The organism is Actinoallomurus sp. CA-142502 (genome assembly GCF_050936355.1).
Taxonomy (GTDB): domain Bacteria; phylum Actinomycetota; class Actinomycetes; order Streptosporangiales; family Streptosporangiaceae; genus Actinoallomurus; species Actinoallomurus iriomotensis.
On record NZ_JBNJMY010000001.1, the window covers coordinates 4,410,865 to 4,430,927 of the forward strand.

Genomic DNA, 20,063 nt, shown 5'->3' on the forward strand with positions numbered 1-20,063 from the left:
GCGTGGACGGGCTCAGCTCGCGCGGATGTCGTCGCCGGCCTTTCGTAGTGCCTCGACGACCGCCGTGGCCTCCTCGGAGGGGTCCTTCGGTGTGACGGCCACCGTCACGCGGCCCAGCCAGTTCGGGTCATCGACGCGGATCGTCGTGACGCCGGCCGGTATCGACAGCGCGGCGACCTCGGGTACCAGGCAGACACCCAGTCCCGCGGCGACGAGGCCCAGCCGTGCGGGCCAGCCCTTGACGGCGTGCGCGATGACGGGGTCGGTCAGGGTCGGCCACGCCCGGAACTGCGGGTCGCCGGTGGAGTCCTCTCCGGCGATCCACGCCTCGCCGGCCAGGTCGCGTACCGGGACGACGTCCGCCCTGGCCAGCCGGTGACCGGAGGGTACGGCGACGCAGAGGTGGCCGGAGAACACGACCTCGTGGCGGAAGTCATCGAGCTCGTAGTCGGGGAGGCCGGCGCCGACCCCGATCACGGCCACGCCCACGCGTCCGGCGCGTAGTTGCCGCAGCAGCGTCGGTGTCGAGCCCTCGCTCAGCCGTACGTCGAGGCCGGGGTGCTCGACGCGGAGCCTCGCCAGCGCGCGGGGGACGAGCACCGCCGTCGCGGCCGGGAACGCGCCCACCTTGACGCGGCCCGCCAGCCGGTCGCCCAGGCTCACGAGATCCTGTTGCAGGGCGTCGACGCTCGCCAGCACCCGGCCTGCGTGTTCGACCACGACGGCGCCGGCCGCGCTGACCCGTACGCCACGGGGCTCGCGGACGAACAGCGGATGGCCGGCGGCCGCCTCCATCGCCGCGACCTGCCGCGAGATGGCGGGCTGGGAGTAGCCGAGCAGCCGCGCCGCCGCGGTGAACGATCCCGACAGCGCTATCTCGCGGACGACTCGCAGCCCGGCGATTGTCAGCTCGCTCATGCGACGAGCTTAGCCATGAAGAAACCGTATGGCTGCGCACCGGAACTCTCATCGCGCGTATGGATTCTCGCGTCGCTCCGGACGGTTGGCCCAAGGGAAGGCTCACCAGAGAGGAAACCCTGAACATGGCGAAGACATGGTTCGTGACCGGCGCCTCCCGGGGGATGGGCCGTGAGCTGGTCGAGCAGTTGCTCGCCCGCGGCGATCGCGTCGCCGCCACGCTGCGGCGGCCGGGAGCACTCGACGACCTCGCGGCGCGATACGGCGACCGCCTGTGGGTGAGAGCGCTGGACGTCACCGACATGGCCCGGCTGCGCGCCGTCGCCGACGAGGCGTTCGCCGCGCACGACCGCATCGACGTCGTCGTCTCGAACGCCGGCTACGGCGTGTTCGCCACCGCCGAGGACCTGACCGACGAGCAGATCGACCAGATGATCGCGACCAACCTCACCGGCTCCATCCAGCTCGCCCGGGCCGTGGTGCCGCACCTGCGCGCGCAGGGCGGCGGGCACCTGATGCAGATGTCGAGCATGGGTGGGCAGATCACGTTCCCCGCCTTCTCGATGTACCACGTCACCAAGTGGGGCATCGAGGGCTTCTATGACAGCCTGGCCGCCGAGGTGGAGCCGTTCGGCATCCGCACCACCCTCATCGAGCCGGGAATGGTGCGCACGGGCTTCTTCGACGCGGCCGCGCGCGTGCCGGTCAGCGCGCCGTACCGCGGCGGACCGGCCGACAGGGACCCCATCCCCGTCGAGGACATGACCGACAGCCCGGAGAACACGACCGCCGCCGTCATCCGCGCCGCGGAATCGAGCGATCCGCCCCGCCGCCTCGTCCTCGGCTCGGACGCGTGGGAACTCATGACCACCACGCTGCGGCGGCGCCTCGCCGACATTGAGGCCCAGCGCGACAACGCCGCCACCGCCGACGTCGCATGAGCCGCGGCGGCGGACGCCCGCTCAGCCGGTGGATTCCGGTGTCTTGGCCGGCGGTGTCTTCCCCGGTATCGGGCGGTCCGTCCCGCTCGGCTTGGTCACCGACGGCCGCTTCGGCGGGGCGGTCGGCCCGGTCGATGCCGGCGGCGTCGTCCGGACCGGCGTGGGCGGCGGAGTGGTCGGCGGGGGAGACGGCGGGGCGAAGTTCCGCGTCGACCCGACCCAGGCGGGCGGCGGGAAGGGCCGGGCGGGCACGCCCGTCTCGGCGTTCTCGGTGACCGCGCGCCAGATCTTCGCCGGTACGTCCGCGCTGCTCCGCTGCGGTGCGTCGCCGATGTTGACCACCGGCCGGTTGCTGGCCCGGTACACGACGACGGCGGTGGCCCGGTCCGGCGTGTAGCCGCAGAACCAGCCCGCCGCGTTGTGGTCCGTGGTGCCGATGGTGCCCGCCGCCGGCCGGCCCGGGAGGAACGGCCGGGCCGCGTGGTCCGCCTTCGCGTCCGTCCGGAGCGCCTCCTGCAGGGCGAAGGTCACGTCCGCCGCGACCGCCGGGGAGAACGCCGCACGCGTGCGCGGCCGGACGTCGAGGAGCACCTTGCCCGACCGGTCCGTCACCTTCGCGAGGATGTGCGGTGCGGCGTAGGTCCCGTTCACCAGCGCGGCGTACGCCGCGGCCTGGTCGACGGCGTGGACGCCCGAGGGCGGCAGGCGGCCGGGCAGGCCCGCCCGCGCCGCCGCGGACGCCCCCACCTTCGCGCCGAGGCGGGAGAACACCGTGGCGTACGAACGGACGGTCGCGGTGAGCAGGGTCGCCGACGTGGCCTTGGCGTCGTCGTCGTTGACGACCGGTCCGGCCGGCGTGGCGGCGAACGTGCTGCGCAGGCCGATCCCGGCGCGCAGGCCCGTCGCCAGCACGAAGGGGGAGAAGGACGAGCCCGGCGGCAGCGCGGCGAGGAAGGCGTTGTCGTACTGGTGGGTCAGGTAGTCGCGGCCTCCGTAGGCGGCCAGGATCTCGCCGGTTCCCGGCCGTACGGAGGCCAGCCCGACCTCCAGGTCGCGGTCGCCGCCGACGGCGTGGCCGACCTCCTCCGGCAGCGCCGCCTGCGTCCGCTGGTCGATCGTGCTGGTCACGCGCAGGCCGCGCCGGTAGATCTGGTCGTCGTCGAAGCCGTGAGCGTGCAGTTCGCCGATGACCCGTTCGATGAGGTACCCCCGCTGCCCGGCGTAGGTCGACTCGGTGTGCGCCGGGGCGACCGGGGGGAACGCCGGCGGCGGCCCCTTGGGCAGCACGCCGGTGCTCATCATCCCGTCGATCACGTAGCGCCAGCGCGCCCGGGTCTGCGCGGTGTGCCCGAGCGCGGGGTCGAGGTAGGAGGGCGCCTGGATGAGCCCGGCCAGCAGCGCGCCTTCGGCGGGGGTCAGCGCGCCCACGTTCTTGCGGAAGTACGCCTGCGAGGCGGCCTGGACGCCGTACGCGCCCCGGCCGAAGTAGACCGTGTTGAGGTACTGCTCGAAGATCCAGTCCTTGGACCGCGAACGGCTGAGCTTGACCGCGATGAACAGCTCCTTCACCTTGCGGGACATCGTCTGTTGCGGGTTGAGGTAGGCCACCTTCACGTACTGCTGGGCGATGCCGGAGCCGCCCTGGCGCGACCCGCCGGACACCGCCGCCCAGACCGCGCGCCCCAGCCCGGACGGCGAGACGACGGGATCGTGGTAGAAGCCGCGGTCCTCGGCGGCGAGCACGGCGCCGCGCACGTACGGCGGCACGTCCCGCAGCGGCACGGCCACCCGGTTCAGCCTCCCGACCTGGGCGAGCGTGGTGCCGTCGCGGTAGGTGAAGGTGCTCGACTGGGCCCGTGCGGCGGCGTTCACCGGCGGCACCTTGGTCCGCGCGTACATGATGCCGATCGCCACGCACAGGCCCCCGGCGCCGACGGCCAGGACGTACAGGGTGCGCCGGACCAGCCGCCACCGCCGGCTGCCTTTCGGGGTTCGTGCCATGTTGATCAAGCCTTGGCGCGGGACGTCCGGCTGGTGTCGCGGCGCCGTCACGGTTCCCGGGTAATGTCCCGATTCTGTGACGTAGCGCCGAGCGCCCGATGGTCAGCTCGATAATGGGGCGATGTCCGCGATTCTGCTCGTGGAGGACGATCCCTCGGTCCGTACGGGACTGGAGCTCGCCCTCACCCGCCAGGGACACTCGGTCACCGCGTGCACGACCGGCGAGGAAGGGCTGGAACACGCACGCGCACGCCGGCCGGAGATCGTCATCCTCGACGTGATGCTGCCCGGCATCGACGGGTTCGAGTTCTGCCGCCGCGTCCGGCGCACCGATCAGATGCCGATCATCTTGCTGACCGCCCGCAGCGACAACCTCGACGTGGTCGTCGGGCTGGAGGCGGGCGCGGACGACTACGTGATCAAGCCGGTCGAGCCCGCCGTGCTCGACGCCCGCATCCGCGCCGTGCTGCGGCGGGCCGTGGGCGGCACCGCGGACCGGTCGACCTACGGCGACCTGGTCATCGACCGCGGCGCGCTGCGCGTGTCGCGGGCGGGCGCCGACGTCCATCTGACCCCGACCGAGCTGCGGCTGCTGCTGGAGCTGACCCGCCACCCCGGCCAGGTGCTCAGCCGGAGCCACCTGCTGCGGGCGGTGTGGGACCACGGGTACGCCGGCGACTCGCGGCTCGTGGACGCCTCCGTGCAGCGGCTCCGCGCCAAGGTCGAGCGGGACGCCGCGGCCCCCACCCTGATCCAGACGGTCCGCGGGTTCGGCTACCGGTTCGTGGCCCCTTGATCACCGGACTCCGCGGGCGGATGTTCGCCTCGTTCATCGTCGCCTGCCTGGCCTCGACCGCGCTCGTGGCCGGCATCGGTTACGTCCTCGTCCGCCGGGCGGTGCTGCAGCGGACACAGGACCTGGTGCTCACCGAGACCCGTGACACACTCGCCCGCGTCGTCCCCGGCACCCTCGCCGACCCCGTGCCGGACGACACCTTGCGCGACGTGGCCCAGGCCCTCGTACGCCCCGACCGCACCGTGGTCGTCAGCTCCGGCGCGACGAGCCTGAGCACCGGGGAGTTCGGGACCGCGGACGTGCCGCCGGCGCTGGCCGCCCGGGCGAAGGACGGCCTGTACTTCCAGCGCGTCGTCCGGAACGGCGAGCCATGGCTGGTGATCGCCACGCGCGTCTATACCGCCAACGACAGTCCCTCGTCGCTGACCGTGTACGTGTTCGCCTCGCTCACCGGGGAGCGCGACGACCTCGACGGCATCCAGCGCGCGCTCATCCGCGCGGGCGCGCTCACCCTCGTGCTGGCCCTGGTCCTCGCCCTGCTGCTCGGCGGCAGCGTGCTCCGGCCGCTGCGCCGGCTCGGCCGGGCCGCCCGTGCCCTCGGCGCCGGCGATCTCGGTGCGCGCGTCGAGGTACGCGGCCGCGACGAGCTGGCCGACGTCGCCCGCGCCTTCAACGAGAGTGCCTCCTCCCTGGAGTACACCGTGCGCGAACTGCGCCGGATGGAGGCCAACGCGCGGCGGTTCGCCGCCGACGTGTCCCACGAGCTGCGCACCCCGATCGCGGCGATGACCGCCGTCACGGACGTGCTGGAGGAGGACGCCGCGGCCCTGCCCGCCGACACCGGCACGGCGGCCCGGCTCATCGCCGGCCAGACCCGGCGGCTGGGCGCGCTCGTGGAGGACCTGCTGGAGATCAGCCGGATGGACGCCGGTACCGCACACCTCGACCTGGACGAGGTACCGCTCGCCGACCTGGTCCGCGAGTGCGTGGAGACCCGCGGCTGGACGGACCAGGTCGTCATCGAGGTACCGGCGGACCTGCGGGTCCGCCTGGATCCCCGCCGGTTCCAGGTGATCCTCGCCAACCTCATCGGCAACGGACTGCTGCACGGGGCGCCGCCGGTCCGCGTCACCGGACGGCCTGGACTGGAGGTACGCGTCATGGACCAGGGCGAGGGAATCCCCGATGAGCTGCTGCCACGGGTGTTCGACCGGTTCTTCAAGGCGGACCAGGCCCGCCCCGCGGGCCGGGGCAGCGGCCTCGGCCTGGCCATCGCCCAGGCCAACGCGGAGCTGCACGGCGGCCGGATCGAGGCCGCCAACGCGCCGGGCGGCGGGGCCGTCTTCACCGTGCGGATCCCCGCGTGAGGCGCCCCGCCGCCGCGGTCCTGACGATGCTGTCGCTCGCGGGCTGCGGTGTGCGCCCCAGCGGCGTGGTGTACGCGGGTGACGCCCCGGTCGCCACCGCCGCGGCGTCGCCGCGGTCCCAGGTGTACTTCCTGCTACGGGGAGTGCCGACGCCCGTGGCCCGCGAGACCAACCCCTGGGACGCCCAGCTGGTCTTCGACGATCTGCTCCGCGGGCCCAACGCGCAGGAGCGCGCCAAGGGCATGACGACGGCGCTGACCGGGATCGAGCAGATCGCCGTACGCGACATCGGCGGCCGGGCGTTCCTCATCGACACGGTTCCGCCCCTGCCCAAGATCTCGCCGGCGGCGTACGCGCAGATCTACTGCACCGGGCTCGTGCTGCCCGACCAACCCGTCCTGAAGTTCTCGTCCTCCTATCCGGGCCTTTCCCGACCGGATTGCTTCATGAGCCCGGTGCCCAAGCCGAGCACGGGCGCCCCTTGACGCGGGCGCAGGAAGGCCTCAGCCGAGGATCTCGGCGCGCAGGTGGGTCTTGAGGATCTTGCCGCCCGGGTTGCGGGGCAGCTCGCTCTCGCGGAACCACACGTGGGACGGCACCTTGAACTTCGCGATCCTCTCGCGCAGGAACGCCTGGAGCTCCTCGGCGGTCAGGGACTCGCCCGGCCGCAGGCGGACGACCGCGCCGACCTCCTCGCCCAGCTCATCGTGGGGGACGCCGATGACGGCCGCGTCCGCGACGGCGGGGTGCTCGTAGAGGGCCGCCTCGACCTCGGCGCAGTAGACGTTCTCTCCGCCGCGGATCAGCATGTCCTTCGCCCGGTCGACGATGTAGACGAAGCCCTCCTCGTCGACGCGCGCCAGGTCGCCGCTGTGGAACCAGCCGTCGATGAACGCCTGGGCGGTGGCGTCCGGGCGGTTCCAGTAGCCCTTGATGACGTTCGGGCCCCTGATGAGCAGCTCGCCCACCTCGCCGGCCGGGAGTTCGTCGCCGGCCGGTCCGACGACCTTCACGTCGCACACCGCGACCGGCGGGCCGACGCTGTCGGGGTGCGACAGGTAGTTGACGCCGGAGTTGTAGGTCGTCACCGAGGACGTCTCCGTCAGCCCGTACCCGTTGCCCGGGACCCGGTCGGGCAGCAGCTCCTTGATCTTCTCCACCAGCTTCGGCGGCGCGGGCGCGCCGCCGTAGGAGACGGACGTGAGGCTGGAGGTGTCGTACTTGTCGAAGTGCGGGGACGTGAGGACCTGCCACGCCATCGTCGGCACGCCGCCGAACATCGTGGCGCGCTCGCGTTCGATCAGCTCCAGGGCCCGCTCGGGGTTCCACTTGTGCATCAGCACGATCGTGCTGCCGGCCAGCGCGCTGGCGACGAGCACGGAGTGGCAGCCGGTCGCGTGGAAGAACGGCACGCTGAGCAGCGACACCCGGCGCGGTGCCCCGACCACCTCCTCCAGGTCGCGGCCGACGCGCAGGCCCGCCGCCGCCATCGCGTACGCGAGGCTCACCGGGTTGCCGGTGATGTTGCGCTGGGTGCCGAGCGCGCCCTTCGAGCGGCCGGTCGTGCCGGAGGTGTAGAAGATCGTGGCGTCGTCGTCCGGGTCGATGGCGACCTCCGGCAGGGCGTCGCCGAGTTCGCCGAGCACCGCTTCGAACGCCTCGGCGCCCGCGGGCGGGTCGCCCTCGGCCCGCGCGACGATCGTGGGGACGCCGAGGCCGGGCAGCACGCCGGCGAGACGTTCGGCGCGCTCCTGGTCGGCGACGAGGACCTTCGCGCCGCTGTCGCGCAGGCCGTACTCCAGCTCCGGCGCGGTCCACCAGGCGTTGAGCGGCACGACGACGGCCCCGGCCGCCGCGGCACCGAAGAAGGCCACCGACCACTCGGGGAAGTTGCGCATCGCGATGGCGACGCGGTCGCCCTTCGTCACGCCGTACCGCTCGGTGAGCCGGCGGGCGAACGTGGCCGCCCGCAGGAAGTGCTCCTCGAACGTCAGCCGGTCGTCCTCGTACACGAGGAACGTCGCGTCGCCGTGCAGCCGGGTGACCTCCAGGAGCGAGCGCAGCGACGGCAAGGCGTTCTTCCACACGCGCGTGCGCGTCCCGCGGATCTCGACCTCGTCCATCTCGAACAGCTGTCCCGGCGCGGTCAGGGCGGCCGTGACGTCTTCCAGGCTCCGCATCATCAGACTCCGTACTTCTCGCGGGCGGCGGCGATCTTGTCCGGCAGGTACTCGGTGGGCCAGGGCCCGGGGGAGGGCTCGTACCCGCGCAGCACGCGGCGGGCGATGGAGGCCTGGTGCACCTCGGTCGGGCCGTCCATGATCCCCATGAGCGGCGCGGCCTGCCAGAGCCGCGCCAGGGGAGTGTCGCCGGACACCCCGAGCGCGCCGTGGATGTGCATCGCCCGGTACACCACGTCGTGGAAGACGCGCGCCGCCGCCACCTTGCAGGCGGCGATCTGGGTACGCGCCTCCTTGGTGGAGGAACGGTCGATCAGCCAGGCCGTGTGCAGGATCAGCAGCCGGAACTGCTGGATCTGGAGGTACGAGTCGGCGATCGCCGCCTGGACGAGCTGCTTGCCGGCGAGGGTGCCGTCATGGGTCTCCCGCGACAGGGCCCGCTCGCACATCATGTCGAAGGCCTTCTTCACCGCCGCGACCGTCCGCATCGCGTGGTGGATCCGCCCGCCGCCGAGCCGCGCCTGCGAGATGGCGAACGCCCCGCCCACCTCGCCGAGCAGCGCGTCCGGCCCGACCGCGACGTCGTTGTAGCGGATGTGCGCGTGGCCGCCGTCGCCGCGGTGACCCATCGTGGACACGTTGCGCAGGATCTCCACGCCCGGCGTGTCCGCCGGCACCAGGAACATCGACATCCGCTGGTACGGGTGGGCGTCCGGGTCGGTCACCGCCATCACGATGAGGAACGCCGCGTTGGCCGCGTTGGAGGTGAAGTACTTCTCCCCGCTGATCACCCAGCCGTCGCCGTCGCGGACCGCGCGCGTACGGAACAGGCGCGGGTCCGAGCCGGCGTGCGGTTCGGTCATCGAGAAGCCGGAGAAGCACTCGCCGTCGAGCAGCGGCTTGAGGTAGCGGGCCTTCTGCTCCTCGGTGCCGTACATCGCGATGATCTCGGCGTTGCCGGTGTCCGGCGCCTGGCAGCCGAAGATGACCGACGCCCACGGGGAGCGGCCGATGAGCTCGTTCATCAGCGCGAGCCTGAGCTGCCCGTACCCCTGTCCGCCCAGTTCAGGGCCCAGGTGGCAGGCCCACAGCCCCTGCTCCCGCACGCGCGCCTTGAGCGGTTCGACGATGCCGCGCAGCTCGTCACCGAGCGGCTCGTACGCCTTGCCGCCGTAGACCAGGTCGAGCGGCTCGACCTCGTCCCGGATGAACGCGTCCATCCAGTCGAGCTTCGCCTGGAACTCGGGCTCGGTGGAAAAGTCCCACATCAGGTCTCCATGAAGGTGCGGGCGCGGGCGAACAGCCCGAGCGTGGTCGCGTGCAGCAGGTCGCCGACGTCCTTGGACGCCTTGCCGGCGAACGCGCGGGCGTGCGTGCCCTCCAGCACGATGCCGAGCTTGAAGCAGGCGAGCACGGCGTACCAGGTGAGCGCGGACAGGTCCCGGTCCGTACGGGCCGCGTAGACGTCGACCAGCTCGTCGGTCGCGGGCAGCCCGCCCGCCGTGCCGATGGCGCCGGCCAGCGGCGCGGCCTCCCCGGCGGGCCAGGTCGCGATCAGCCAGCCCAGGTCGAGCAGCGGATCGCCGATCGTGCACATCTCCCAGTCGACGATCGCCGCCACCCGGGGATGGTCGGGGTCGTAGAGCAGGTTGGCGAGGTGGTAGTCGCCGTGCATGATCCCGGGCCGCCACTCGCGCGGCCGGCGCTCCTCCAGCCAGGCCGCGACCTCGGTCAGCCCGGGGATGTCCGCGCCGGGGTACCCGTCCAGCGCGTTGTAGGACTCCAGCTCCGAGAGCCACCGGCCGACCTGGCGTTCGAGGAACCCCTCCGGATGGCCCACGTCGCCCAGGCCGACGGCGACGTGGTCGACCGCGCCCAGCTCGGCGAGCGCGGCGGCGGCGTCCAGGCCCATGCGGTGCCGTACGGCGGGGTCTTCGGCGTACGGCCGGGGGAGCGTCGTCGTGGGGTTGAAGCCGCGCACCGACTCCATGAGGTAGAAGACCACGCCGTTCATGACCGTCTCGTCCGTACAGGCGGCGATCAGGCGCGGCGCGCGCACGCCCGTGCCGTCGAGGGCGGCCAGCACGCGCGCCTCCCGGCGCAGCGCGTCGTTGCTCCGGGGCCGGGGGTGAACGGGCGGGCGGCGGAGGACGTACGGGCGGTCGCCACGGCAGAACCGGACCAGGACGTTCTGCGTGCCGCCACCGAGCCGCTCGACCCGCTCGAACGCGCCACCGGGCAGGCCCTCGCCGTCCATCCAGCGCGCCAGAACGCCGAAGTCGACCAGCGACGGATCGATGTCATCAGGCTGCATCCAGGGAGAACCTCCGCGGAGACGAGCCTATGATTCACGTGCATTAAAGGTCAATGTGCTTGAATTCCCCCATGGGCACCGCCGGACGTGAGACGCGGGAGCGCCTCATCGAGACGGCGGAGCGGCTCTTCGCCGCCGAGGGCGTCTACGGCGTCTCCCTGCGGGAGATCGTGCGCGCCTCCGGGGCGCGCAACGTCACCGCCCTGCAGTACCACTTCGGCGACCGGCACGGTCTGCTGCGCGCCGTGCTCGAACGGCATCGCGCCGAGGTGGAGTCGGCGCGTCACGCCCTGCTGGACGCGTACGAGGCCGGCGAACCCGACGACGTCCGCGCGCTGTCGGCCGCCCTGGTCCGCCCGCTCGCGGCCAAGCTCGCCTACCCCAGCGGCCGCGCGTACCTGCGGATCCTCGGCGAGCTGGTGAACCGCCCCGAGCCGCTGATCGGCCGCGCGAGCGTCAGCGACCCGGCCGACAGCACCTACCGCTGGCGGGCCCTGACCGCGCCGCTCCTGGAAGAGGACGCCGCCCGCCTGCACCGCCGGTTCGTCGCGGTGCGCTTCACGATGATCGAGCTGGCCCGCCGCGCCCAGTCAGGGCCGCACGCCGACGACCGGCTGTTCACCAGCCACCTGATCGACCTGGTCGCGGCGGTCCTGCTCGCCCCGCTGTCCGCGGAGACACACCGCCTGGCCGCCGAACGCGACCGCGAACGCACACCCTGATCAGGCCGTCCGCGACAGGAGAAAGGCACTCGCGAGTGCTGCGCGATCTGTCGACCGATCCGGATGGTGTGCGGCTGCTCGGGGCGTTTACGCCACAGCCACGGCGAACGCGTCGCGACACCTGCCCGCTGTGGCGGACCGGTACGGCTGCTGATCGCAGCCCGGCCGACGAGACCGGCTCGACGCGCCGCGCGGCACTCCCCGGTCTTCTGCTCAGGTCCGGCGCAGGAGGCCGTTGACCAGATCGTCGAAGAGCGCGGCGAGTTCGTCGTCGGTGATGGCGTCGGGGCGGGTCAGCACCAGGCGTCCGAAGTGCTCGGCGGCGGCGACCACGGCGTGAGCCGTCCAGAGGTGACGTCGGGCGGTGGCGGCGTCCAGGTCGCGGCCCCTGCCGATGAAGTCGGCGATGGCTTTGCGCACGACCTCGCGCCCCTGTTCGATCCGGTCGAGGACGGGCGCCGGTGTCTGCGCACCGGTGCTCAGGACGGGCGTCCAGGTCTGCGGGTTCTCGCGTACGGTCCGTGCCCACGCGCGGGCGATGTCTCCTGCGAGGTGCTTCGAGGTGAGGCGACGCGGATCCTGCGGGAAGGCGGCCAGGAGCTGGGCGACGGCATCGCTCTGGGTCCGGTCGAGGAGCGCGGTGAGCAGGAGTGGGAGGTTGGCGTACGCGCCGTAGACGACCGGCTTGGTGACCCCGGCCTCCTGGGCGATCGCGTCGACGGTGACGCCGGCGTACCCCTCGCGGACGATGAGCGCGAGTGCCGCGTCGAGCAGCTGCCGGCGGCGCTGCTCAAGGGGCATCCGGGGTGCGTACGCGCGTCGCTTGCGTCGCGCGCCCGCCTCTGCCTTCGTCACGCCGGACAGGGTAGCGGCCTTTGGAGCGGGCCCCTCTTGACAATTACTACCATGACGTAGCAATTTACTACGACGCGGTAGTAAATGCACTCACAGGAGACCCGTGAAGGTGAACGCTCGCTCGTTGATGGTGCTGCCCGTCCTTGCGCTGGTGCTCGCGTCCGCTGCCGCGGCGCCCGCTCGATCGGCCTCGGCGCCGCTCACCGGCGGCTGGAAACCGCGACCCGCGCAGTGGCACGACACCGTGACGCGCAAGGACCTGGCGATCCGGATGAGTGACGGGAAGATCCTGCGCGGTGACCTCACGCTCCCGGCGACCGCCGACGGCAAGGCCGTGAAGCAGAAGCTGCCCGTGCTGGTGACGATCACGCCGTACAACAAGCGGCTGCCGATCGGCACCAACAGCGGCGCCCTCCTCGGCACCAACGTCCCCGCCGACTACTTCGTCGAGCGCGGCTACGCGGAGCTGTGGGTCGACGCGCGTGGCACGGGCAGCTCCGAGGGCCGGTGGTCCGCGTTCGGCGAGAGGGAGAACAAGGACGCCGGCGAGGTCGTGACCTGGGCGCACAGGCAGCCGTGGAGCAACGGCAAGGTGGGCATGCAGGGCGGTTCCTACCTCGGCATCGAGCAGCTCTTCGCCGCCGAGCAGCAGCCACCCGGGCTGAAGGCGATCTTCCCGACGGTGCCGGCCGCCGATCCCTACCGCGACGTCACCGCCGCGGGCGGGGAGTTGGACGCAGGGTTCCTGCCGCAGTGGTTCATGCTCGTCTCCGCGGCCGGCGCGATTCCCCCCGCGTTCAGCCTCACGGACCCGAGGTCGGCCCTGACCATGGCGGTCGACCACCTCGCCGGCGGCGTCGGCGGCACACTGCCGGAGGTGCTCTCGGGAGTGCTGGGCGGGGATGTGGCGTACGACGGTCCGTACTGGGCGGAGCGCAAACCGATCACGCGGATCGACAAGGTGAAGGTCCCGACGTTCATCATCGGCGGTGAGTACGACATCTTCCAGCGCGGCGAGCCCCTGCTCTTCGAAGGGATCCAGCGCAACGGGACACCCGTGAAGTTCATCGACGGGCCGTGGAACCACCTCCAGGCCGGGTCGGGCAGGGGCACGGAGTTCGGCGCCGCCGGCTACGGGTCACTGGCCGAGCTCGAGCTGCGCTGGTTCGACCACTGGATCATGGGGCAGGACACCGACCTGGACCAGATCGCGCCGGTGACCTACTACGAGCAGGGCACCGGCCGATGGGTGCGGACGCAGAAGTGGATCGCGAGCGACCTGTCCGCGAAGACCTTCAAGCTCTCCGGGTCCTCGACCGCCGGGGTCGAGTCCGGTGGCCTGACCACCGGCACCCCGACCTCGGGAAGGTCGACCCTCCAGCCGCTGCCGGTCAGCGGCCTGTGCACGCGCTCGACCGACCAGTGGACCGGCGGCCTGGCGAGCGCGGTGCTCAATGACCTGCCGTGCTGGACCGACAACCGGCTCAACGATGCGACCGGACTCACCTTCGACTCCGCGCCCGCGACGAAGACGCTGCGCTTCCAGGGGCCGATCGACGCCCACCTGTACGTCTCGACCAGCACCGGCGACGGCATGCTGTCGCTGGCGGTCGAGGACGTCGCACCCGACGGCGGCGTCCACCGGATCACCGGCGGCTGGGAGAGCATCTCCCAGCGGGCGCTGGACAAGAAGAGGTCGCGCTACCTGGACGGCAAGATGATCCAGCCCTGGCACCCGTTTCTGAAGTCGACCAGGAAGGACCTGACGCCGGGCACGATCGCGCCGGTGGACGTGGAGATCTTCCCGACAGGTGCGGCCATCAGGCCCGGGCACCGACTGCGGCTGGCGGTCGAGGGCTTCGACGTACCTCACCTGGCGCCGCTGCCGGACGGCGGCCTGAAGACTCTCGGGCCGATGACCATCTACACCGGCGGCGATCACCCGTCGTCGGTGACTATGCCGGTTTCCCTAACCGAATAGACGAAAGAATTGCGTCTGATGGCGTTTCATCCGATTGAGAATGTTCCAGCGGTTCGACTGGCCCACATGCTCGGTAAGACCGAGCGGGTCAGATCGACGACCTACCACTACATGACGTACCCGATCGACAGCCCCCGACCGGCCGATGGTGTCGCGACCGTCCGCGTCTATTGCGGCAACTGCGACACCACCGTGCAGGTCACCATTCCCTCCGCAGCGGAGGTACGAAAGCTGCGGTCGCGTCGGCTCGCCGTCGCGGTTCCCGGCCTGATCTTCGGCATCGCGATGATCGCCGCGTACAACAGCTCGGTCGGCGGCGGGAACGGGTTGTGGGTGCTCTTCGGCCTCGCCGGCTTCATCGTCGCGCTCGTGGCGTTCGGCATGTGGTGGAGCGACCACGGGGTCAGGGTATCCAAGAGCGAGTCGGTGGCCTCACAAGGCATGCATTCGGTCCGAACCCGTCAGCGCGACAGGGCCAACGTCCGCTCCTGACCCGGACGCTCTTGAGTGGCTGCAAATAAAAGGCAAATCCAGATGCCGCCTTAAATGGGCTTTTTCGGCAGCCGGACACGCAGATCACGAGAGTGGAGGGCGCGGTTACGCTCCGTGTACGGTTCGGTCCGTGGAGAACCTGCGGATTGGCGTCGTCGAGGTGGAGCACGACGAACAGACCTCCCACGACCACCTGAGCTGCGCGGTCTGCTCATGGCAACTGGGAGTCTCGCCGCGCGAGTATGCCGTGCGCATCGCTCACCGCCACGACGACTCTCACCAACAGGGCGGTTTGATCCGGCCCCGCGCCGACGGCTCCGCGGCGGAGGACTGACCGCCGCGCCTCCGGATGACGCGGCGGTCGGATACGTTCGCCGGGTGACCGACGAGCCGTACGCGTACCGCTACGTGGGCCCCGCCGACCTGCTCGCCGCCGTACGGCCCGATGCCACCGGGCGCCCGATCAGGTCGCCGGGCGACCTCGCCGCCTGGCTGGCGTCGCGCGACGCGGACGAGCGGGCCGAGCCCTTCACCTTCGTCGTCGATCGCGGCGGGTCGCTGCGGCTCGCGCCCCGGCGGAGCGAGCACGTCGCCTGCGCCGGCGGCGCGTCCGTGCTGAGCGCCGGAGAGATGACCTTCGTGCACGAGCAGGGCCGCTGGACCGTCAGCGAGGTCGGCAACCACTCGACCGGCTACTGCCCCGACCCTGACTCCTGGCCCGCCGTCGCCGCCGCCCTCGACGCCGCGGGCCTGCCGCACCCCGGCCGTTTCACCGACCCGGTCGTCTTCCGCCACTGCCCCCGGTGCCGCGAGCGCAACCTGGTCAAGGATCACGACTTCGTCTGCGCCCTCTGCGGCGCCGACCTGCCCCGTACGGCCAGCCGAACCGCTCGATGAGCGCCTGGTACGCCGCGAAGGCGGGCTTCGGCCGGTAGTCGTCGGTCAGCAGGCCGAAGGTGTGGAAGAGCCCGGGCGCCGAGCTGTCGGCGTCGCGCAGGGCGAAGTGCGTGTAGACGCCGATGGCGGCTGGAAGACGTCGGGGAAGAGGTCGAGACCGACGTAGCCGAGGGCGGCCGTGAACTCCGTGCCGCCGTGGTCGGTGAGCGCCGCGACGAAATCCTCGCCCGGGCCGGACAACGGGGTCGTGTCGAACCCGACGCGGAGAGGGTCGAAGCCCTGCCGCCGGGCCTCGTCGTCGGCGGCGAGCACGCTCCGCGCCATGTGCAGCGCGTACTCGGCCTCGATCACGTACCACCGCGGCGTTCGCCCGCACCGCAGCGCCTTCTCCAGCTCCCGCTCGCCGTCCGGGCCCAGGGCCCCGAGGTAGGCGACGGCGGTGAGAAGACGGGGATACTCCTGCCGCGGATTGCGGATCCGAAGGACTCTCAGTCGATCCAGCGAACGACCTGATCCAGGGGCAGCCGCCCGGCGGGGATCGCGGATCTGCCCCGCGGCGCCCGCGTGGGGTGGCCGAGCGCGATCGCGGTCCGCACCTTCCACGGAGCCTCGACGCCGACCAGCCGCCCCGCCTGCTCGGCGTTGGGAGCGGGGAAGAACGACACCGGGCAGCTGCCCAGGCCCAGGCCGTGCGCGGCGAGCATGAGGCTCTGGGCGGCCCGGCCGGCGTCGAACTCCGCGTCCTCACCCCCGGTCGCGTGGTCCACCGCGAGCAGTACGACCACCGGAGCGGCGGCCAGGTGTGCCGCGTAGCCGCCCAGCAGGCTCAGCTCCTCCCGCAGGCCGCGGTCCCGGACGACGATGAACCGCCACGGCTGGCGGTTGCGCGCCGACCCGGTCCAGCGCGCCGCCTCGAGCACTCGTACGATCTCGCGCGTCGGCACCGGCGCGTCCGCGAACCACCGCGTGGCCCGCAGCGACCCCACCTCCGCACGCAACGGCTCATCCACCCGTCCCGGCCTCCGATCCCTCACATCGCGCCGCGCGCCTGAAAAACCGTTTGCTCTGGATCCTGGCAGGTGTTTCCTTGGTCTCGTCCTCGGTCCCCAACCCCGGAGACCTGTGCGCACACACCAGTACACCCCGCAGGGGATCGCCTACGAACGTGCCGGGCGCGGTGACGGCACTCCGATCGTCCTCATTCACGCCGGCGTGGCCGACCGGACCATGTGGGATGCCCAGTGGGAGGCGCTCGCGGCCGAGTACGAAGTCGTCCGCCTCGACCTTCGCGGCTTCGGTGAGTCCAGTAGGCCACCCGGCGCTCGCTGGTCACACGCCGAGGACGTCCTGTCCGCGTTGGAGCACCTCGGTATCACTCGATGTCACCTCGTGGCGGGCTCGCTCGGAGCCGGGGTCGCGACCGAGGCCGCCCTCTCCCGACCGGGGCTGGCCGTGTCCCTGCTGCTCTGCCCGCCGGGCGGCAGTCTGCTGGCGGAGTCGACCGAGGATCTCGAGCGCTTCTTCGAAGCGGAGAAGAACGCCCTGGCCGCACGCGACCTCGATGCGGCGGTGGAGGCCAACATCGCCACGTGGGTGGTCGGCCGCGGCCGCGAGCCATCCGATGTGGCATCCGGCGTCCAAGACCACGTGCGCCGTATGCAGTGGCGCGCGTTCGAGGTCACCGAGTCACTGGGGGAGACCGACGAGGCAGAGTTCGCCCCACCTGCGTTCGAACGCCTGCCTGATCTCACCATCCCGGTCCTTGTCCTGGTCGGAGGGCGCGACCTCGACACCACTCTGGACTCCGCTGAGCGGATCTGCCGGGCCCTGCCCGACGCTCGCCGTGTCGACTGGCCCGACGTCGCCCACCTGCCCTCTTTGGAGCGGCCCGACGACTTCCTCGCACTTCTGCGGGAGTGGGTGGCTCAAGAACGCTAGGCGGACTCGGCGGCGCGGACGGCGAGGGTGGTCAGGTCGTCGGCGGTCAGGCCCGGCCAGCCGTGCACCTTCGCCCGCCACTCCTCCGGTACGGCCGACGCGCCGTGGCGTGCGCCCAGGAGCGCGCCCGCGATCGCGGCGACCGTGTCGGTGTCGTCGCCGGCCCGTACCGCGGCGAACAGGCCGTCCGGCAGCGACGACGTGTGCGTCACCGCCGACCACGCCGCCTGCAGCGCCGGGACGACGAAGCCGTTCGGGCTGAACCGCTGCGGGGGCGCGGCCTCGGCCTCGGCCAGCCGGGAGGCCCACGCGTCGCGGCGCGACGGCGGCAGGTACGCCAGCCCCTCGCGTACGCCGTCGTAGGTGCCCTCCAGCACCGCGCGGCGTACACCCGCGCACCACAGCACGCACGCGTCGCCGGCCAGGTCGTCGGCGTGGGTCAGGCCGCTGACCAGCCGGGCCGCCTCCATCATGGCGGCCGGGTCCTCCAGGTACGGCAGCGCGACGACGGCGGTGCGCATCAGCGACCCGTTGCCCGCGCTGCGGCCCGTACGGGCGTGCAGGTCGTCGGCGGCGCGGCGCATCTCCGATGACAGGCCGCCGGTCCGGTCGACGGACCCGAGCACCGCGCGGGTCTGGTTGCCGATGTCGCTGGCGCCCTCGCGGTACCACCGCAGGAACCGGACCGCGACCCCGTCCAGCGCGAGGTCCGACCGCAGGCCGCGTCCTCTCGCCGCGACCTCGGCGACGCACACCTGCATCTGGGTGTCGTCGCTGTACTCGCCCGGCGCGTACGGGCCGAGGCCGCCGCCGATCATCGCGGGGACGGCCGTGGGGGACAGGGGAGCGGCGAACTCGTACGGCACGCCGAGCGCGTCGCCGCAGGCCGCGCCCAGGAGCACTCCGGCCGCCCGGTCTCGCTGTTCACTGGTGAGCGTCACCACTGTGCGACGACCGGACGGCCGGAGAGGTTCCCTCAGGAGGCGCCGGTGAGGCGGGCGACCTCGCGTTCGTGCGCCTCGGCGTCGGCCTTGGCCGCCTTCGGGCTCCAGCGGCCGACCAGCGGCAGCATCAGGCCGAGGAACAGGATCTCGGCCACGATGCACACCCACCACCAGGCCTGCCACTGGTGCGGCGCGTCGGCGGCGGCGCTCTTGATCTTCCCGACCTCGGCGAGCAGCGCGGGTGGCGGATTGGCGCCGGCGGCCTTCACCTGGGCCAGTACGGCCGGAGCCTCGACCAGTTTGTCCACCGCGCTGACGACGTACGGGAGGACGAAGAAGGCCAGGCAGACCACGATGCGCAGGATCCAGCCCCAGATCGCCAGGCCGGTCGCGGTCAGCGCCGGGTTGCGCCTCTCGATCGTCTCGGTGAACGCCGCCATCCACGGGGCGTACGCCGTCGCGAGGCCGAGCGAGAGCAGGGCGATGATCACGATGAGCGTGGTCGAGCTCGTGTCCGGGTGCGTCGTGCGGGTCATGAAGATGAACGTCATCACCACCGCGAGCACGGTGCCGGCCACCATGAACGGCTTGCGCACCCGCAGCCGGTCCGACAGGGCGCCGACGACCACGAGGCTGATCGCGTTGATCGCCCAGTACCAGGTGTTGATGCCGTTGGCCTTCGACGTGGTGAAGCCGAAGTTGGAGGTCAGGTAGACGGTGAAGAAGCCGACCGCGGTGTAGTAGATCAGCAGGAAGATGCTGATCCCGAGCGCGGGGGCGAGGATGTCCAGGCGCAGCATCTGCGCCCACGGCCGGTCGAGGTCGACCGTCCGCTCGGCGCTGTCGGCGCGTGCCTCGATGAGCGCGCGGTCGCCGGCGCTGACCATCACCTGGTCGCGGAGCCCGGGTTTGAGCTCGCGCAGCCCGAACAGCGCGATCACGAACGCCACGAGGCCGACGACGCCGACGATGTAGAACTGGCTGGACCAGGAGTTGTCCAGGTGCGGCAGCGTGCGGTTGGCGACGAAGCTGACGACCAGGCTGCCGACGACGGGCCCGAGCGTCCAGAAGCCCATCGCGGACGCGCGGCCGATCTGCGGGGAGAAGTCGCGGACGAGCGCCGGCGTCGCGACCAGGCACATGCCCTCGACGACGCCGCCGATCACAGCGAACAGCCCGAAGACGAACTTGTTCGGTGCGAGCGGGGTGATCAGGGCGAGCACGCCGGTGACGAGCAGGCCGTACGCGACCAGGTTGGCGCGGCCCCAGCGGTCGGCGAGGCCGGCCGCGAGAGAGCCGAACGCGCCGACGAGGTTGGCCAGCACGAGGATGTTGACGTAGTAGATGAACGACATCTTGAAGTGCTCGAGCACGAGCGGGGCGACGCCGCCGGCCACGTAGAGCTCGTAGTACAAGATGATCGTGACGAACACCGCCACGGCCAGGTACCAGTAGCGCGATCCTGTGCTCGGATACCGGTCGAGGCCGCGGCGCCAGAGCCGGTCGATGGTGAATCCCGCCGCCGCGGGAGCCGTCGGGTCAGATGGAGCCATCGCTTCCTCTTTTTCCATTAGGCGAGCTGCTCCAGAGCGCCATTAGACGCCCCGCCCCCGAGGCCGATGTGCCGCATGACCTGTGCCATCATGGGTAAATAAGCGTTCATTCACGCGTTGGAAATATTAGTACGCTCGAATTAAGTGGCATGTCAAGGCGGGAG

20 protein-coding genes are annotated in these 20,063 nt (G+C 71.8%); 10 read left to right on the forward strand and 10 right to left on the reverse strand.

Annotation, left to right across the window (positions count from 1 at the left end; translation table 11 throughout):
• Window positions 1-12: 12 nt before the first annotated feature.
• Window positions 13-918: a LysR family transcriptional regulator gene (locus ACQEV1_RS21245; protein WP_433395455.1), complete on the reverse strand. Its 906-nt coding sequence runs from the start codon at window positions 916-918 to the stop codon at window positions 13-15.
• Between the two features lie 125 nt (window positions 919-1,043).
• Here ACQEV1_RS21245 and ACQEV1_RS21250 point away from each other — a divergent pair, with 125 nt between their 5' ends.
• Window positions 1,044-1,859, forward strand: a complete 816-nt coding sequence (locus ACQEV1_RS21250; RefSeq protein WP_433395457.1) for an SDR family oxidoreductase — start codon at window positions 1,044-1,046, stop codon at window positions 1,857-1,859.
• A 21-nt stretch (window positions 1,860-1,880) separates the two neighbouring features.
• Here ACQEV1_RS21250 and ACQEV1_RS21255 read toward each other — a convergent pair whose 3' ends face one another.
• Window positions 1,881-3,860: a transglycosylase domain-containing protein gene (locus ACQEV1_RS21255; protein WP_433395459.1), complete on the reverse strand. Its 1,980-nt coding sequence runs from the start codon at window positions 3,858-3,860 to the stop codon at window positions 1,881-1,883.
• 121 nt (window positions 3,861-3,981) lie between these two features.
• Here ACQEV1_RS21255 and ACQEV1_RS21260 point away from each other — a divergent pair, with 121 nt between their 5' ends.
• From ACQEV1_RS21260 to ACQEV1_RS21270, 3 genes are read left to right on the forward strand one after another with little or no spacing between them, the layout of a single operon-like run.
• Complete coding sequence (locus ACQEV1_RS21260; protein WP_285619903.1) at window positions 3,982-4,656, forward strand: response regulator transcription factor; 675 nt, start codon at window positions 3,982-3,984, stop codon at window positions 4,654-4,656.
• The gene (locus ACQEV1_RS21265) at window positions 4,653-6,023 is read left to right on the forward strand and encodes a sensor histidine kinase (protein WP_433395462.1); all 1,371 of its coding nucleotides are present in this window, start codon (window positions 4,653-4,655) and stop codon (window positions 6,021-6,023) included. Before ACQEV1_RS21260 ends, ACQEV1_RS21265 begins: the two co-directional genes overlap by 4 nt.
• Window positions 6,020-6,508: a hypothetical protein gene (locus ACQEV1_RS21270; RefSeq protein ID WP_433395464.1), complete on the forward strand. Its 489-nt coding sequence runs from the start codon at window positions 6,020-6,022 to the stop codon at window positions 6,506-6,508. The genes ACQEV1_RS21265 and ACQEV1_RS21270 overlap by 4 nt, the downstream gene beginning before the upstream one ends.
• Before the next feature lie 18 nt (window positions 6,509-6,526).
• Here the strand turns inward: ACQEV1_RS21270 and ACQEV1_RS21275 are convergent, their stop codons facing one another.
• The 3 genes from ACQEV1_RS21275 to ACQEV1_RS21285 are packed head-to-tail and all read right to left on the reverse strand — an operon-like array spanning window position 6,527 to window position 10,517.
• Window positions 6,527-8,203, reverse strand: coding sequence for a class I adenylate-forming enzyme family protein (locus ACQEV1_RS21275; RefSeq protein ID WP_433395466.1), 1,677 nt, complete (start codon window positions 8,201-8,203; stop codon window positions 6,527-6,529).
• 2 nt (window positions 8,204-8,205) lie between these two features.
• A complete protein-coding gene (locus ACQEV1_RS21280) occupies window positions 8,206-9,471 on the reverse strand; it encodes an acyl-CoA dehydrogenase family protein (RefSeq protein ID WP_433395468.1) in 1,266 nt (421 codons plus the stop codon).
• A complete protein-coding gene (locus tag ACQEV1_RS21285) occupies window positions 9,471-10,517 on the reverse strand; it encodes a phosphotransferase family protein (RefSeq protein WP_433395470.1) in 1,047 nt (348 codons plus the stop codon). The genes ACQEV1_RS21280 and ACQEV1_RS21285 overlap by 1 nt, the downstream gene beginning before the upstream one ends.
• A 71-nt stretch (window positions 10,518-10,588) precedes the next feature.
• Here ACQEV1_RS21285 and ACQEV1_RS21290 point away from each other — a divergent pair, with 71 nt between their 5' ends.
• Complete coding sequence (locus tag ACQEV1_RS21290; RefSeq protein ID WP_285619893.1) at window positions 10,589-11,239, forward strand: TetR/AcrR family transcriptional regulator; 651 nt, start codon at window positions 10,589-10,591, stop codon at window positions 11,237-11,239.
• 213 nt (window positions 11,240-11,452) lie between these two features.
• Here the strand turns inward: ACQEV1_RS21290 and ACQEV1_RS21295 are convergent, their stop codons facing one another.
• Window positions 11,453-12,094 (reverse strand): TetR/AcrR family transcriptional regulator, encoded by a 642-nt coding sequence (locus tag ACQEV1_RS21295; protein ID WP_433395473.1) that lies wholly within the window; start codon window positions 12,092-12,094, stop codon window positions 11,453-11,455.
• A gap of 103 nt (window positions 12,095-12,197) precedes the next feature.
• Here ACQEV1_RS21295 and ACQEV1_RS21300 point away from each other — a divergent pair, with 103 nt between their 5' ends.
• The 4 genes from ACQEV1_RS21300 to ACQEV1_RS21315 all read left to right on the forward strand — a co-directional run bounded on the left by ACQEV1_RS21300 (window position 12,198) and on the right by ACQEV1_RS21315 (window position 15,464).
• Window positions 12,198-14,075, forward strand: a complete 1,878-nt coding sequence (locus ACQEV1_RS21300; protein ID WP_433395475.1) for a CocE/NonD family hydrolase — start codon at window positions 12,198-12,200, stop codon at window positions 14,073-14,075.
• 18 nt (window positions 14,076-14,093) lie between these two features.
• Entirely contained in the window at window positions 14,094-14,567 is a 474-nt protein-coding gene (locus ACQEV1_RS21305) for a hypothetical protein (protein ID WP_433395477.1), read from the forward strand.
• Between the two features lie 130 nt (window positions 14,568-14,697).
• Entirely contained in the window at window positions 14,698-14,901 is a 204-nt protein-coding gene (locus ACQEV1_RS21310; RefSeq protein WP_285619887.1) for a hypothetical protein, read from the forward strand.
• A 44-nt stretch (window positions 14,902-14,945) separates the two neighbouring features.
• Window positions 14,946-15,464 carry a hypothetical protein gene (locus tag ACQEV1_RS21315; RefSeq protein ID WP_433395479.1) on the forward strand — a complete coding sequence of 173 codons (519 nt, stop codon included), beginning with the start codon at window positions 14,946-14,948 and terminating at the stop codon, window positions 15,462-15,464.
• Window positions 15,465-15,509: 45 nt separating this feature from the next.
• On the opposite strand, the gene ACQEV1_RS21320 is transcribed toward ACQEV1_RS21315, so the two are convergent.
• Together ACQEV1_RS21320 and ACQEV1_RS21325 are read right to left on the reverse strand one after the other, a co-directional pair.
• Window positions 15,510-15,815 carry a hypothetical protein gene (locus tag ACQEV1_RS21320; protein WP_433395481.1) on the reverse strand — a complete coding sequence of 102 codons (306 nt, stop codon included), beginning with the start codon at window positions 15,813-15,815 and terminating at the stop codon, window positions 15,510-15,512.
• Between the two features lie 137 nt (window positions 15,816-15,952).
• Window positions 15,953-16,474 (reverse strand): nitroreductase family protein, encoded by a 522-nt coding sequence (locus ACQEV1_RS21325; RefSeq protein ID WP_433395483.1) that lies wholly within the window; start codon window positions 16,472-16,474, stop codon window positions 15,953-15,955.
• A 112-nt stretch (window positions 16,475-16,586) separates the two neighbouring features.
• Between ACQEV1_RS21325 and ACQEV1_RS21330 the strand changes: the two genes are divergently transcribed.
• Window positions 16,587-17,402 (forward strand): alpha/beta fold hydrolase, encoded by an 816-nt coding sequence (locus tag ACQEV1_RS21330; RefSeq protein WP_433395485.1) that lies wholly within the window; start codon window positions 16,587-16,589, stop codon window positions 17,400-17,402.
• Here ACQEV1_RS21330 and ACQEV1_RS21335 read toward each other — a convergent pair.
• Complete coding sequence (locus tag ACQEV1_RS21335) at window positions 17,399-18,346, reverse strand: ADP-ribosylglycohydrolase family protein (RefSeq protein WP_285619880.1); 948 nt, start codon at window positions 18,344-18,346, stop codon at window positions 17,399-17,401. The genes ACQEV1_RS21330 and ACQEV1_RS21335 overlap by 4 nt on opposite strands.
• 32 nt (window positions 18,347-18,378) lie before the next feature.
• Window positions 18,379-19,899 (reverse strand): MFS transporter, encoded by a 1,521-nt coding sequence (locus ACQEV1_RS21340; protein ID WP_433395487.1) that lies wholly within the window; start codon window positions 19,897-19,899, stop codon window positions 18,379-18,381.
• Window positions 19,900-20,063: the final 164 nt, after the last annotated feature.